Here is a 13,299-nt window from a genome sequence, read left to right as displayed (position 1 = left end):
AAGTCCCGCTCCTTGACCATCCAGCTGCTTATGGTCATCCTCTGCCCATGAATGCGACACCTGATCCAGCCGGTTCCTCTGCTTGTGCGTCCCCAGACACCCGCGATGCCGAACTGGAGGCCATCGCAGACGACCGCGAGATCGAAATGGACCGCGACCCGTCCGCCTCGTTCTCCCACGAAGACATGCTGGCCTACATCCACCGCCGAGCAGCCCGAGGCAGCGCCCAACAGATGCTAGAAATCCTCTCCCAAGCACCAATCAATAGATCGTTGAGAAAATGAACCCAAATCGCCTCCATGATCGGCACTCATTTTACAAGCATGCTAACGCAGACACCTCCAAAATAATTCTCGCCGGTGGAAAGCTGCGATGGAGCGTGCCGTCGCTTTTTAATGATCCATTCGATGTTCCGAAGGAGATACTGGACGGAGTTGACGAGAATCGCATCAGTAATGCGCTAGTTGATCGCATGAATGCCCTGGTGATTACCCCCAATCTCCCTCATCCAGAGCATCACTCCCCAATGACGAAGATGTTGTTGTATGGAATCTCGAAAACGGACGATGAATTAAAGAGGCAAATACTCGCGGCGAATGAGGAGTCTCGGCAGGATCCGAGCATCACCAGCGAAGGGCTTGAGATTCTTCGAAAGGAATGGCGCTCGATGTATTGCGAACAACGAATACTATGCTTCACGGAAAGCTGGGATTCAGCCTCCATGTGGGATCGTTATTCCCAAGGACACCGAGGTGCTCTACTCGAATTCGCCTGCCTTGACCACTTGGATAGCGCATGGCTAACGGCAAAGCCGGTAAACTATACCGATGACCCGCTAAGTGTTAACACTCCAGCCGGATTGGCTGACCTATTGTTTTATGAGGTGCAATATGCCATGACCAGAATCATGGAGGAGTACATGCATACCAAGACAACCGATTGGGCGTATGAGAAAGAGTGGAGGCTTGCTTCATGGAAGCGCTCCCACGAACAGGGCGAATATTCAGATTATGAGTTTCTCGTGGAAGAATTGATAGGCGTCACCTTTGGAGCCCTGATGTCGGAGAATGATAGAACTGAGTTGCAACAGCTGGTCAAAACCAAGTATCCACATGTTAAGCTTTGGCAGGCATCAATCGACAGTGGTCGTCACATGATCCGCAGGGAAGTTCAATAAGAGTACTCAGCTCATGCCTAGTCCCCAAACATGGATTTGACCCAGGAAGGAGATTCAGAGGATTCAACCATAGGCTGAGCCACGAGGCGCGAGCGCAAGAAGAAGAACATGCCGCTTCCCGGGCAATGGTTGATAAATGAGCCTAAAGTCGCCAAGGCGATAACGCCAGAGACCCGCAAACTCGTGAGAAAGAGGTTTTATCGTGTCACCTTTTACCGTGATAGGATCCTGGGCAATGTCACCCAACGCCTCCAAGATGCGCCCCTGCAACTTGCGGTCTATTTGGGCGATTGACTTCATGAACTCCCTAGTGAGCGCCACAAGCCATTCACCATGCGATGTCTCAGGATTCGAGCTTCCTGAACGCGCGAAACGAACGTTAGAAGTAACCAAAACTGCATCGCTTGGTGTAACGATGTCACCAAACCAGAGAGACATGAACTTCGCCGCAGATTCCTTCGCTTGCCAAAAACGCTGTATCTCTTGCCTCAAGAGAGAGTTCGCAAATGTTTCATAGCTGCCCTTTTTGAAGGCATTCAAATAAAGGCTGAGGGCAGTTCGCTCCTCGGGCAATATCTCATTCGACTCCTCAGCACTCCGAAGGCCTTGGTTGATGGCGGTTTCCAAGATTTGTCTCTCCTCTTCTCGTTCCTTCCGAAAACGCGAGTAATTGGCCTCATGTCGGAACTGGTTTCGCACTCTGCAAATAACAAAGAAGAGCGTCATCGGCCAAAGAATCAGCAACACTGCAATCGGCCAGAATGGCTCCTTTTCTTCGCACTTGAGCTGCCAACTCCAAACACCGACCAGTATGAGCATGTAAATGCCCGTGTAGATCAGTAATATATGTTGAGCGCTGCTCATCTCTGTTGTGTGCATCAAACACGCCGTCTTTATCCCCCGCAACACATTCTCATCTGCCCGGCTTCACGCTGCGGCATGCTGCCGCGACCTAAACCACCCCGGTGAAGGACTGGCACGCGCTCACTTGGAGCCATCGCCGCTCCGACGACGCCATCGCCGCTCCGACGACGCCCTCGCCACCCGCGTGACCCTCGACATCGAGTCCCAAACCACCGACACGATCACCACCGTCCTTTGCATCGGCCACCCGTCCCCGAACCTCACCCAAGTCCGCCACACCTGCCGCCGCCAAGGCTCCGCATGGACGCTCCTGCGACGGGAGGCAGGCCCGGAGATCAGGATCTGAGCCACCACGCTCCTTGATTCTGCTTTTTGATTTTCTCACACCGCAGAGTTTAGAAGACCGCAGAGAAAGGCATTTTGTATTCTCTGCGGTCTTCTCATCTCTGCGGTGTTTCTAACCCCAATCATGACTGAACACGAAATCCCCAGCGCCATTCTCCCCGCACCGCGCAAGGCGTGGATTCACCGCGCCACCATCGGCGAGGCGAAGGACTGCCTGCTGTTTCTGGATGGGGAGCTGTACACGGAGCGCGTGAAGGCTCCGGTCATCCTACGCGAGCCGGAGGCGGCGGGTGCGTTGCCACCAGTGACCTGCGTGTATCTGCCGAATGCGAGCGCGGCGGGGCGGCATCCGGATTACACCTGCAACGAAGCCTTCGCGGACTTCCTGGCGCGGGAGATGCCGCCGTGGATCGAGCGGGAGGCGGGGCGGTTTGAGCGGGTGTTTCTGTGCGGGCTGAGCTTGAGCGCCTTGCAGGCCGTGTTCACCGCGCTGCGGCATCCCGGCGTCTTTGCCGGTGTGCTGGCGCAGTCGCCCTCCGCGTGGTGGCAGGACGAATGGCTCGCGCAATCCCTCCCGGCGATGCCAGCGACGCCGAACCGCTTCTGGCTGAGCGTGGGCACGCAGGAACGGCAAACCAACGTCTCCCATCCGCCCACGCCGCTGGTGCAAACGACCAGCCAGCTCGATTCCGTGCGCCGGCTCTTCACCGCGCTCACCGCCGCCGGTCACACCATCCACTTGAACGAATACGACGGCGGCCACGATTCCGCCTGCTGGGGCGAGGAGTTGCCGGAAGCGTTGGCGTGGCTGATAAAGGACTGAGAGCCAGAACCGAAGGACTAGGAGACTTGGAGAGGAGGAGACCTGGAGACGGGGAGAAAAGGCAGACCTGCACGAGAAAAAGGTGAGCATTTGCCGTGAAAAGGCATGCCCGAACGAAAATAAGGAGAGCCTTTGCCGCAGAAAGGCATGCCTGGACGAAAATACGCTCCTTCCTTTCGCCAGAAAGTTCCTCCTGAACGGAAAAAAGGAGTGCCTTGGTGGCGGAAAGGCATGCCTGAATCAGAAAAAGGCACGCCTGAATCGGAGAAAGGCGTGCCTTAATCTGAAAAGGAAGAGCCTTTGCCGAGAAAAGGCTCGCCTGAACGGGAAAAAGGCAAGCCTTGGCCGTGAAAAGGCACACCTAAATGGAAATAAGGCAAGCCTTGCGGGCAGAAAGGCTCGCCTGCGGCGGATTTCCGCGTGCCTATTGGGCGTGTCCGAGGGCGTGTCCGAAAGTTTGTGTTTCGGGTCTTTGGTTATGTTTTGCCCTTGGTGGAGCCATCGCCGCTCCGACGACACGCTCGCCACCCGCGTGATCCTCGACAGCGAGTCCCCAACCGCCGACACGATCACCACCGTCCTTTACATCGGCCACCAGTCCCCCAACCTCACCCAAGTCCGCCACACCTTCCGCCGCCAAGGCTCCTCATGGACGCTCCTGCGACGGGAGGAAGGCCCGGAGATCAGGATTTGAACTGAAGCGTTCTGAAATGCATTCCTCTGTGCCTCTCCTTGGTGGGATGCAGGTTCTCCGGCGTCACTTGGGCCAGCAAGTCATCCAGATTCGGATGCTTCGACAGCGGCTGGGTGATCCGACGCAGAGTGATGGTGTTCTCATCTTCCATCGAAACCTCGAAGTCATCCCCGCATGCAGGCGCTTGAGAATCACTTCACACACCCGCAACCGCCACCACAGCCGGGCTTTTTGCGGCGTTTCGCGGCCCGCACGGCGAACAGCACCAGGGTGAACAAAACAACCGCGATGGCGGCGATGGATTGCCAGTTTTCGTTCATGAGAGTTGGAGTTAGTAGCCCAGCGCGGTGCCGATTTGGAAGATAAGCAGGCTCAGAACATATGCGGTGCCGGTCATGTAGCCCAATTGAATCAACGCCCACTTCCAACTGCCGGTTTCACGTTTCACGATGGCGATGGTGCTGACGCACTGCATGGCGAAGACGTAGAAGACAAGCAGGCTGATGCAGACGAGCGGGGAATAGACGGGCTTGCCGTCAGGGCGGCGCTCGGCGGCGAGCTTGTCGCGCAGCGGGTCGAGGTTTTCGTCGTCCTCGCTCTCGACGGCATAGACGACACTCATGGTGGAATTGAAGACCTCACGCGCGGCAAAGCTGCCGATGAGGCCGATGCCGATCTTCCAGTCGTAGCCGAGGGGCGCGATGGCGGGCTCGATGAAGTGGCCGGCCTGCCCGGCGAAGCTGTTGGCGAGCTGGAGGGATTTGTCCTCGGTGTCGGTCTTCGGATAGGTGGAGGCGGCCCAGATGAGGATTGAGATGCCGAGGATGATGGTGCCTGCACGAACAAGGAAGGCCTTCGCACGCTGCCAGACGAGCAGGAGGATGGATTTGAGCGCGGGCCGTTTATACGGCGGCATTTCGAGGATCATCGGGCTGCTATCGCCCTTCATGACGCATTTGCTGAAGATCCACGCGAAGACAAACGCGCCGCCGGTGCCGAGCGCATACAGCGCGAGCATCAATCCGGCCTGCGTCCACGCGCCGACCTGCCCGAAGGGAAACAAGACGGCGATGAGCAGCGAGTACACGGGCAATCGTGCGGAGCAGGAGGCGAGCGGCGCGATGAGGATGGTGATGAGCCGGTCCTTCGGGCTGTCGATGGTTCTCGCGGCCATGACGCCAGGGACGGCGCAGGCGTAGGAACTCAGAAACGGCAGGAACGACTTCCCATTGAGTCCCACCTTGCTCATCAGCCAGTCCATGATGAAGGCGAGACGCGACATGTAGCCGGTGTCCTCCATGATGCCGATGAAGAAGAACAGGATCAAAATTTGCGGCAGGAAGATGACCACGCCGCTGACGCCGGGCACGACGCCATTGACGATGAGATCCCGCAGATCGCCGGGAGACATCAAACCTTCCACCCAAGATCCAAGCTGTCCGAATCCTGACTCGATCCAGCCCATCGGCCCCTCGGCGACGCGGAAGATGAGGTAGAACAGGATGCCGAGCACGAGCAGCAGGTTCACAAACCCGAGCACGGGATGGAGGAAGAAGCGATCAAGCTTCGTGGTGAGCGTCTCTTTCTCCTGATCGGGGCGGCGCAGCACCTCGGCGCAGAGTTTTTCGATGCTGCGGTAGCGCTCGGCCACGAGATCGTCCTCCCAGCCGGGGAAAGCAGCGTCGATGCTCTTCCGCAGCTCATGCACGCGGTTCATCTGCGCATCGGCGAGGCCGTAGTGCGTGGGATCGTGGTCGGAGAGCAGGTAGAGCGGCTCCAGCAGCGAAGCCTTGGCATGAATGGCCCCCATTTCACACAAGGGGCCGCGGCTTTGCTCCAACGCGGCACGAACACCGGCGGGAATGACGGCGCTCTGCCATTTCGTGGCGGGCACGTCCTCGCGACTGAGGGCGAGTTTCAATTCGATGAGCCCCTGCCCTGTGACAGCCTGCGTTTTGACGACGGGAATGCCCAGAAGGTCGCTCAACTTCGCGGCGTCGATGCGCCACTCGCGCTGCTCGGCCACATCGACCATGTTCAGCACCAGGATCGTCGGCAGGCCGAGTTCGAGCACCTGGCTGACCATGTAGAGATTGCGCTCGATGTTCGCCGAATCGACCACGCACACGACGCGGTCTGGGCGCGGCGTCTCAGGGCGGCGGCCGAGCAAAACATCACGCAGCACGGCCTCGTCGGGCGAGCGGGCGTTGAGGCTGTAAGCGCCAGGGAGGTCGATCAGGCGCAGTTTTTTGCCGTGCTGGCTGTAGCACTCGCCGATCTTCTTTTCGACGGTGACGCCGGGGTAGTTCGCGACCTTCTGCTTGAGGCCGGTGAGCAGGTTGAAGAGCGTGGTCTTGCCCGAGTTCGGGTTCCCCACGATGGCGATGAGCGGCGTTTCGGAGACGGGGGCACTCATGCGGCAGAGATGGCGATGAAGGCCGCCTCGTGGTTGCGCATGGAAAGCTGCGATCCGCGCACGCTGATCTCGATCGGCTCGCCCAGCGGGGCGCGGCGCGTCACACGGATGCGGGTGCCAGGAACAATGCCCATTTCCCGCAGACGGGTGAGGCAGGACCGGCCGGTAGGCATGGCCTGCACGATGGCGTCGATGCCAACGGGAAGTTCAGCAAGGGTGGAAGGCATTGGAATGGTGTAAACGGGTTGAAAAGGCATACGAGCCTGCAAATGAGACTCTGTCGCACACTTGTGCGCAAGATTAACAAGCCGCGATTCTTTGGCAACGATGACTTGGCGATTGCCTCAAGAAGTGACGCATCACCACCAACCCTAGCTCAGCCAAGGGCAGAATCGGCCGCTTTCCGGGCCTCATAGAGGGAGGCGATGCCAAAGGTGAGCGGCGTGGTGGTGGCGGATTGGAAGCCGTTGGCGCGAATCAGTGCCTCCATGTCCTTGCCAGAGGGGAAGCGCTCAATGGAGCCGCAGAGATAAACATAGGCCTCGCGCTTGCCCGTGATCCAGCCGGCGATGCGCGGCATGACCTGCTTCAAGTAGAAGAGGTAAAGCTGCCGGATGCCGGGAAAACGCGGGATGGAGAAGTCGAGCACGAACAAACGGCCGCCTGGGCGCAGCACACGACTCATTTCCTGAAGAGCGGCAGGCCAGGAAGCCATGTTCCGCAGGCCAAAGGCAACGGTGAGCACATCGAAGACACCGTCTTGAAATGGCAGGGCCATCCCGTCTGCGGCGATGAGGGAGTGGAAGCGGCGGGCCTGCGCCTCCCGCATCATCGGCACAGAAAAATCCGCGCCGAGCACCTTCGCATCGGGACAAGCCGACTGCACAGCCTGGGCGAGATCACCGCTGCCGGTGGCGAGGTCGAGAATGCGCCGAGGCTTGAGCGTGGCGATGCGCTTCGCGGTGGTGCGACGCCAAAGGCAGTCGATGCCAAGACTCAAAACATGGTTCGCCAGCACATAACGCGATGCGATTCCCGCAAATGCCTGCCTCACGAATCCTGCGTCTTGCATGGTGAACGAAAACCGGCCCCCCGAGGCGAACTGCCAAGGGGATGGTGCTCACGACTGGACTCGAACCAGCACGATGTTACTCACTAGAACCTGAATCTAGCGCGTCTACCAATTCCGCCACGTGAGCACATGGGGTCGGGATGACCGGATGGCGAGTTTTGACCAAGGCAGGAATATCTCAAGCGGGAAAATGAGTTTCTTCTGGCGATGCCCCGATGCGCGGTTTAGTCGCACCGCATGTCTTTTCGTCTTGAGATGCTGCAAGTCGCGCGCCTAGCCCCCAAACTGCTCGGGGAATCGGCGGAGTTGGTGGAGGCGTTTTATCGCTCTCGCATCGCGCCTGAGGGCGGCTTTTTGGACCGCAATGACAAGCCCGACCTCTACTACACCGTGTTTGGCCTGGAGGGCTTGCAGGCGCTGTCTTTGGATGCGGCGAAAATCCCGGACGTGAGGCCATGGCTGGCAGGTTTTAATGACGGGGCGGGTCTTGATTTCGTGCATCTATGCTGTCTGGCACGCTGCTGGGCAAACGCGGGTATGAACGATTTCCCCATAGCATCACGCGAGGCATTGGCGGCGCGTGTGGAGGCGTTTCGCTGCGCGGACGGCGGGTATCATCAAGCTCCCAACAGAAAAAAAGGCAGCGCCTATGGCTGTCTGCTCGCCTGGGGGGCCTATCAAGACCTCGGCGGGCTGCCACCTGAGCCCTGGCGACTGGCGGAGTGCATGGGCGGCCTCCGAACACCGGATGGCGCCTGGTCGAACGAGCCGGGAATCCCTGTGGGCTCCACCACCGCCACGGCGGCCATGGTAGCGCTGCACCGGCACATGGACATGCCACCACCGCCCGAGGCGGTGGACTGGCTGATGCGCCAATGCCTGCCGCAAGGCGGTTTCCTGGCCCTGCCTGCCGCTCCCCTGCCCGATCTGCTCTCCACCGCCGTGGCCTTGCATGCGCTGGACGCGGTACAGGCAGACTTTTCACGCCTCAAGGAGCCGTGCCTGGATTTTGTCGATTCACTCTGGAACGCGGCCGGGGGATTCCACGGCAACTGGACGGATGACATGCTGGACTGCGAGTACACCTACTACGGACTGCTGGCACTCGGACATCTGAGCCTCTGAAAACAAAAAACCCGGACATCGCTGTCCGGGTTTCTCGTTGGAACTTTCTTCGTCGGTTTAAGCGAGGGCTTCCGTGAGGATGCGACCACCGTTGACGATGTCGATCGGGCGGACGCCGTCGGCCATGATGCGCTTCTCGCCGTTGATGCCGAGGAGGCGATACATGGTCTTGGCAAGATCTTCCGGGCCGACCGCATCGCGATCAGGCTCACCACCGAGGGCGTCAGAGGCACCATGAATGTAGCCTTCTTTGACACCACCACCTGCCATGGCGACGGAGAACACGCGAGGCCAGTGGTCACGACCATTGGTGCCGTTGATCTTCGGCGTGCGGCCGAATTCGGAGCTGACAATGACGAGGGTCTTCTTGAGCATGCCGCGATCCGAGAGATCGGTGATGAGGCGGGCGAAAGCCTGATCGAAGTTCGGAGCCTGGCCGTCGAAGGCGCTCTTAATATTGGAGTGGTGATCCCAGCCGCCGTAGTTGACGGAAACCATGCGAACACCGGCTTCCACGAGGCGGCGGGCCAAGAGGAAACGCTGACCGGCGGAATTGCGGCCGTATTCATCACGAAGTTTGTCGCTTTCCTTCGAGATATCGAAGGCTTCGCGGGCTTTCTGGCTGCTGATCAGGCCGTAGGCGGACTGGTAGAAGCTGTCCATGGCGCTGATGGCGTCGGATTTTTCGACGGCCTTGAAGTGCTCGTCAACAGCGCCCAGGAGATTGCGACGACGGTCGAAACGCTTCTCATCCACGTCTTTGGGAGTGAGCAAATCGCGAACGCTGAAGCCCTTGTCAGCAGGATCACTGCCCAAGGCAAACGGCCCGAAGGCGCTGCTCATGTAACCGGTGCCCTGCTCAGGTGCAAACACGCTCGGCACGGCCACATAAGGCGGCAGGTTGTTACGGCTGCCCTGCTCGTGCGAGATGATCGAGCCGTAGCTTGGGAACTTGATCGCCGGGCTTGGGCGGTAGCCGGTGAACATGTTGTGTGTGCCGCGCTCATGGGCAGCCTCACCGTGGGTCATGGAGCGGATGACGGTGAGCTTGTTCATGATCTGGGCGATCTTTTCAAACTTGGCGCCGACGTATTCGCCCGGAATGGAGGTCTTGATCGGCGTGTAAGGGCCGCGGTAGTCCGGGGAGGCAAAGGGCTTCGGATCCCAAGACTCATGCTGGGCCATGCCACCAGGCAGATAAATGTGAATCACTGAATCAGCGATCGGCTTGAAGGTTTCCACCTCTGGCATGACGGCCGCAGCCTGAAGACGCAGCATGTCGGGAAGCGTGAGGCCGAGACCGCCGAGCATGCCGACGTAGAGGAAGTCGCGGCGGCTGGCACCGGAGCGCAGATCAAGGTGGTTGCCTTGGCAGAGAGGATGCATTTTCATTTTAGAGGCAGTGGGGTGTTGTTGCTGGAATCGTGAGGAGTTACGAGGAGCGCCCCTCGATCTTGCATATCTTGCGAAAAATTTCATTAATCGTGGGATTCAGGCAAGGCCAGTCTTATTTGACCACCCAACCGGCCTGAACCACCTGGTGAATCCAGACTTGGAAGTCCACCGGCGCGTCCGGGGGGAACTTCAATCGCAAAATCATCGGCACCGTGGCCTCGCTGCTTTGCTCCAGCCAGTAATTCAACTCCTTGGCCAGCGGACCTTGGCGATCCACATAGCCGTAAACCACCTTGGCCCCAGGTTCGGAGATGCTGCGCAGACTGTAGCATTGCAACGTGGACGGATCTCCGAACTGGTTTTCAAAATGACCGGCAGGAGACACCAGAACACGGAACAACCGCGCGGAGGGAACTTTCGTTTCGAGGAAACTGGACCAGGCCATTTCTCCCGCGCCAACAAACGACTCCCAGTCCACCCGTGGGCCTGAGGGAGTGTGCTCCACGGTGGCCAGCCTTCGACCGCCCCCCTCGAAGACGACGACATGCTCGGAAAACCGCGCGGAAACCTCGGCCGCCTCGACGATGGAATCAAACATCACCGGGCCGTCGGCATTCTTCTCGTAGTAGAGGCTCATCAAGGGCGCCACACGAAGCTGGTCGCGCACCAAAAGCGCGCGCTGTTTCCAGTTCGGAGCCTGCAAAAACTGACGCAGCGTCTCCTCGGCAGACGCCAGACGAGCAAGATTGGCAGACGCCACGTCTCCGGCTGACTGTACGGTGGCAGTCTTGAGCTGGTCGCTGCCCGTGGGACGAAAGACGAGGTTGCCAGTAGTCACAGGAGGCAAGGATTCCTCCGGGGTGATCATGGATGCTTCCAGCCCCGTAGCGCTTTTGTCTTTGGAGAGCAGGCTGCCGCCCTGAACTTTTTCAGTGCCAAACAGCCTGAGCATGGCCTCTTTTTCACGATAAGACTGATACAAGCTGGTCGCGAGAAGCACGATGACGATGAAGGCCACAAAACCACCCCCAAAAACCAACCGTTGACGGAAGTGCCGCACCTCGGGGTCCATGCGCATGCGATCAAAAGCATCGCCGGGCAGAGGCTGCGGTTCCTGGTCAGGCTCAGGCTGCGCCGGAGTGTCTGCCGCCGTCGGCTCGGCCTGGTTCATCAGCAGCGCACGACGCTTCGTTTTCGTGCTCTTCTCCGCCATCTGCAACATCACCATTTCCCCGCACTCCGGGCACGGGCGTGAGCGCGTGACGGCCGAAACTTGGATTTCGACAGTTTTTTCGCAGTGGGGGCAGACGAGTTTGGTGGCCGGCATGCGGACGTTTTTTGGGGACTCAGACTTTGTCTATGTTCATACACCTCCGCAACTGGCGCATCGTTCATTTTTTACTCACCAGTTAAACGCCACACCTCCGCGTGAACGGAGACGTTGCAACCCCCAGCTCATCATCAGGCGGGCATCGTCCCAGATGTATTTGGTCTTGGTCCCAAGCTGAACCAGAATCACCTCGCGCCCGCCGCTGGCGGCACTGGAGATGAGGCAGCGTCCGCTGGCGACGGTGTATCCCGTTTTCATGCCGTTGCACTCGGGCATGACACCCAGCAGATCGTTCGTGTTCTCCACCGTGACACTGCGACCGTCCGCCCGGTGGAAGGTGTAATACTTGCGCCGCACCACGTCGCGAATGACGCCGTTGCGATACGCGGCCATCGCCACCCGTGCCATGTCACGGGCGGTGGAGTACTGCCCTGGAACCGTCAGACCGTGCGGATTTTTGAAATTCGAGTTTGTACAGCCCAGAGACCGCGCCTTGGCGGTCATTTTCGCTGCAAACGCGCTGATGCTGCCAGCGTTGTCTCGTGCGAGAACGTTGGCGATGTCGTTGCAGCTCTTCACCAGGAAAGCGTAGAGAAGCGTGCGCCGCGAATAGACCTCGCCGGGCTTCAAGCCCATTCGAGTCGGCTCCACGGCCACGTCGGAGGCCTGAACGCGCACCATCTTGTCCAGATTGCCCGTGTCCAGCACCACCAGCGCGGTCACCAACTTCTGTGTGCTGGCCACAGCACGGGCGGTTTCGAAATTACGTCCCGCCAGATGCTGACCGCTGCGCGCGTCCAGCAGCAAATAGGACGCGGCGCGGATCGTCGGCCCGGAACTCACCACCGTCATCGGACTCTCGGGCAGCATGACGTTCTGAGCATAAGGGTTGCCGTCGCCTTCCGGCGTGGTGTCGGCCAGGTACTGGGTGGGGCCAGCTGGCACAGGAATCGCTCTCGTCACCGGTTCGCTGGCACAACTCACCAACGACCAAGCGGTCGCCGCTGTCATCAATAGCTGGGTCAATTTCATCATCATGGAAGGCAACGCAGCGCAAATCCGCAGTTTTCATGCCGATCTCAGACACGGCACGCAGGGCATCTAGGCCACCACGCTCTTGTTGTCAAACCTTGCGCCCTTCCACACCCGCTCCATGGTCGCCACCATGGCTCTCATCATCAACGGCGAACACATCGACGAAGAAATCATCGAGGCGGAATTCCGCCAGATCAAAGGACACTACGAACGCACCCTTCAGGTCGCCTGCTGTGAGCGTGACCCTGAATTTCGCGGCATGGCCAAGGACAACCTCATCTCCCGTGTCCTGCTCAATCAGGAAAGCCGACGCCGCTTCCCGGAAATCGCCGAGGAAGAGGTGACCGCACGACTCAACAAGCTCATCGAAGAGGCCGGCGGTGAGGCGCAGTTCTACATGAACATCGGCGTCCCCGTTAAAGACGCCGCCCTCATTCGTGATAACATCGCGGGTGGCGTACGGCTCGACAAAACGCTTCAGGCCATCTACGCCCCCGAACCCGAGCCCACCGAGGCCGAGCTGCGGGCTTGCTACGAGGCCAATTTGAAGCACTACATGACCGACGAGCAGATCAAGGCCTCCCATATCACCAAAAGCCTCCAGGGAGCCACCAGCCGCCAGGACGTTTATCAGGCCATGCGTGATCTCCGCTCCCAGCTCCTCGCCGGAGCTGAATTCGCCAAGCTGGCCGAGGAGCACCGAGCCGACGAACAGCAGCAGATCGACCTCGGCTGGTTCAAGCGCGGCGAATTCATGGAAGAGTTCGAGACCATCGCCTTCTCCATGGGCGAGGGTGAGATCAGCCCTGTCTTCACCACTCAGCTCGGCTTCCACGTCTGCACCGTCACCGGTCGCAATCCCTCCGTCGCCCGCCCGTTCGACGAGGTGAAGGAAGACGTAAAAAATCGCTTCCTCGAAGAGCACCGCGACAAAAAGTTCAACGCCTTCCTCGAAGAGCTCAAAACCGCCGCCAAGATCGAGGACACCGATCCTGAAGAAGGGGCCAACTGCGGCCATTGAAC

The 13,299-nt window shown here is 59.2% G+C and carries 15 protein-coding genes and 1 tRNA gene; 7 read left to right on the top strand and 9 right to left on the bottom strand.

What is annotated here, in order from left to right; all coding sequences use genetic code 11:
- Window positions 1-47 precede the first annotated feature (47 nt).
- Window positions 48-284, top strand: a complete 237-nt coding sequence (locus ACILSI_RS05450) for a hypothetical protein (protein ID WP_395720839.1) — start codon at window positions 48-50, stop codon at window positions 282-284.
- Window positions 281-1,177, top strand: a complete 897-nt coding sequence (locus ACILSI_RS05445) for a DUF2971 domain-containing protein (protein ID WP_395720838.1) — start codon at window positions 281-283, stop codon at window positions 1,175-1,177. The genes ACILSI_RS05450 and ACILSI_RS05445 overlap by 4 nt, the downstream gene beginning before the upstream one ends.
- Before the next feature lie 63 nt (window positions 1,178-1,240).
- Here the strand turns inward: ACILSI_RS05445 and ACILSI_RS05440 are convergent, their stop codons facing one another.
- Window positions 1,241-2,041, bottom strand: a complete 801-nt coding sequence (locus ACILSI_RS05440) for a type II toxin-antitoxin system RelE/ParE family toxin (RefSeq protein WP_395720837.1) — start codon at window positions 2,039-2,041, stop codon at window positions 1,241-1,243.
- A 124-nt stretch (window positions 2,042-2,165) separates the two neighbouring features.
- On the opposite strand from ACILSI_RS05440, the gene ACILSI_RS05435 reads away from it, so the two are divergent.
- The 3 genes from ACILSI_RS05435 to ACILSI_RS05425 all read left to right on the top strand — a co-directional run bounded on the left by ACILSI_RS05435 (window position 2,166) and on the right by ACILSI_RS05425 (window position 3,903).
- A complete protein-coding gene (locus ACILSI_RS05435; RefSeq protein ID WP_395720836.1) occupies window positions 2,166-2,387 on the top strand; it encodes a hypothetical protein in 222 nt (73 codons plus the stop codon).
- Window positions 2,388-2,510: 123 nt separating this feature from the next.
- Complete coding sequence (locus ACILSI_RS05430) at window positions 2,511-3,209, top strand: alpha/beta hydrolase (protein ID WP_395720835.1); 699 nt, start codon at window positions 2,511-2,513, stop codon at window positions 3,207-3,209.
- Window positions 3,210-3,687: 478 nt separating this feature from the next.
- The gene (locus ACILSI_RS05425; protein WP_395720834.1) at window positions 3,688-3,903 is read left to right on the top strand and encodes a hypothetical protein; all 216 of its coding nucleotides are present in this window, start codon (window positions 3,688-3,690) and stop codon (window positions 3,901-3,903) included.
- A gap of 191 nt (window positions 3,904-4,094) precedes the next feature.
- On the opposite strand, the gene ACILSI_RS05420 is transcribed toward ACILSI_RS05425, so the two are convergent.
- The 5 genes from ACILSI_RS05420 to ACILSI_RS05400 form a co-directional block, all read right to left on the bottom strand.
- Window positions 4,095-4,223 (bottom strand): FeoB-associated Cys-rich membrane protein, encoded by a 129-nt coding sequence (locus tag ACILSI_RS05420; protein WP_395720833.1) that lies wholly within the window; start codon window positions 4,221-4,223, stop codon window positions 4,095-4,097.
- 11 nt (window positions 4,224-4,234) lie between these two features.
- The gene (feoB, locus tag ACILSI_RS05415) at window positions 4,235-6,319 is read right to left on the bottom strand and encodes a ferrous iron transport protein B (RefSeq protein ID WP_395720832.1); all 2,085 of its coding nucleotides are present in this window, start codon (window positions 6,317-6,319) and stop codon (window positions 4,235-4,237) included.
- Window positions 6,316-6,546 (bottom strand): ferrous iron transport protein A, encoded by a 231-nt coding sequence (locus tag ACILSI_RS05410; protein ID WP_395720831.1) that lies wholly within the window; start codon window positions 6,544-6,546, stop codon window positions 6,316-6,318. Before ACILSI_RS05410 ends, feoB begins: the two co-directional genes overlap by 4 nt.
- Before the next feature lie 149 nt (window positions 6,547-6,695).
- Window positions 6,696-7,391: a ubiquinone/menaquinone biosynthesis methyltransferase gene (locus ACILSI_RS05405; protein WP_395720830.1), complete on the bottom strand. Its 696-nt coding sequence runs from the start codon at window positions 7,389-7,391 to the stop codon at window positions 6,696-6,698.
- Window positions 7,392-7,433: 42 nt separating this feature from the next.
- Window positions 7,434-7,518 (bottom strand) — tRNA-Leu (locus ACILSI_RS05400).
- A 110-nt stretch (window positions 7,519-7,628) separates the two neighbouring features.
- Between ACILSI_RS05400 and ACILSI_RS05395 the strand changes: the two genes are divergently transcribed.
- A complete protein-coding gene (locus ACILSI_RS05395) occupies window positions 7,629-8,516 on the top strand; it encodes a prenyltransferase/squalene oxidase repeat-containing protein (RefSeq protein WP_395720829.1) in 888 nt (295 codons plus the stop codon).
- Between the two features lie 57 nt (window positions 8,517-8,573).
- On the opposite strand, the gene ACILSI_RS05390 is transcribed toward ACILSI_RS05395, so the two are convergent.
- The 3 genes from ACILSI_RS05390 to ACILSI_RS05380 all read right to left on the bottom strand — a co-directional run bounded on the left by ACILSI_RS05390 (window position 8,574) and on the right by ACILSI_RS05380 (window position 12,186).
- A complete protein-coding gene (locus ACILSI_RS05390) occupies window positions 8,574-9,908 on the bottom strand; it encodes a DUF1501 domain-containing protein (RefSeq protein WP_395720828.1) in 1,335 nt (444 codons plus the stop codon).
- 115 nt (window positions 9,909-10,023) lie between these two features.
- On the bottom strand, window positions 10,024-11,238 hold the full coding sequence (locus tag ACILSI_RS05385) for a hypothetical protein (RefSeq protein WP_395720827.1): 1,215 nt from the start codon (window positions 11,236-11,238) through the stop codon (window positions 10,024-10,026).
- Between the two features lie 75 nt (window positions 11,239-11,313).
- On the bottom strand, window positions 11,314-12,186 hold the full coding sequence (locus ACILSI_RS05380; RefSeq protein WP_395720826.1) for a D-alanyl-D-alanine carboxypeptidase family protein: 873 nt from the start codon (window positions 12,184-12,186) through the stop codon (window positions 11,314-11,316).
- A 220-nt stretch (window positions 12,187-12,406) separates the two neighbouring features.
- On the opposite strand from ACILSI_RS05380, the gene ACILSI_RS05375 reads away from it, so the two are divergent.
- On the top strand, window positions 12,407-13,297 hold the full coding sequence (locus tag ACILSI_RS05375; protein WP_395720825.1) for a peptidylprolyl isomerase: 891 nt from the start codon (window positions 12,407-12,409) through the stop codon (window positions 13,295-13,297).
- Window positions 13,298-13,299 lie beyond the last annotated feature (2 nt).

Origin of the sequence: Prosthecobacter sp., assembly GCF_044232965.1 — a bacterium.
In the GTDB taxonomy this organism is placed as follows: domain Bacteria; phylum Verrucomicrobiota; class Verrucomicrobiia; order Verrucomicrobiales; family Verrucomicrobiaceae; genus Prosthecobacter.
The sequence above is the reverse complement of the archived record's forward strand: the minus strand, read 5'-3'. Positions and strand labels throughout refer to the sequence as shown.

Bases quoted from the DNA above. Each gene is read 5' to 3' on its own strand.
- ACILSI_RS05450 (WP_395720839.1), top strand. From the start codon at position 48: ATGAATGCGACACCTGATCCAGCCGGTTCCTCTGCTTGTGCGTCCCCA.
- ACILSI_RS05445 (WP_395720838.1), top strand. From the start codon at position 281: ATGAACCCAAATCGCCTCCATGATCGGCACTCATTTTACAAGCATGCT.
- ACILSI_RS05440 (WP_395720837.1), bottom strand. From the start codon at position 2,041: ATGAGCAGCGCTCAACATATATTACTGATCTACACGGGCATTTACATG.
- ACILSI_RS05430 (WP_395720835.1), top strand. From the start codon at position 2,511: ATGACTGAACACGAAATCCCCAGCGCCATTCTCCCCGCACCGCGCAAG.
- ACILSI_RS05425 (WP_395720834.1), top strand. From the start codon at position 3,688: ATGTTTTGCCCTTGGTGGAGCCATCGCCGCTCCGACGACACGCTCGCC.
- ACILSI_RS05420 (WP_395720833.1), bottom strand. From the start codon at position 4,223: ATGAACGAAAACTGGCAATCCATCGCCGCCATCGCGGTTGTTTTGTTC.
- feoB (WP_395720832.1), bottom strand. From the start codon at position 6,319: ATGAGTGCCCCCGTCTCCGAAACGCCGCTCATCGCCATCGTGGGGAAC.
- ACILSI_RS05410 (WP_395720831.1), bottom strand. From the start codon at position 6,546: ATGCCTTCCACCCTTGCTGAACTTCCCGTTGGCATCGACGCCATCGTG.
- ACILSI_RS05405 (WP_395720830.1), bottom strand. From the start codon at position 7,391: ATGCAAGACGCAGGATTCGTGAGGCAGGCATTTGCGGGAATCGCATCG.
- ACILSI_RS05395 (WP_395720829.1), top strand. From the start codon at position 7,629: ATGTCTTTTCGTCTTGAGATGCTGCAAGTCGCGCGCCTAGCCCCCAAA.
- ACILSI_RS05390 (WP_395720828.1), bottom strand. From the start codon at position 9,908: ATGAAAATGCATCCTCTCTGCCAAGGCAACCACCTTGATCTGCGCTCC.
- ACILSI_RS05385 (WP_395720827.1), bottom strand. From the start codon at position 11,238: ATGCCGGCCACCAAACTCGTCTGCCCCCACTGCGAAAAAACTGTCGAA.
- ACILSI_RS05375 (WP_395720825.1), top strand. From the start codon at position 12,407: ATGGCTCTCATCATCAACGGCGAACACATCGACGAAGAAATCATCGAG.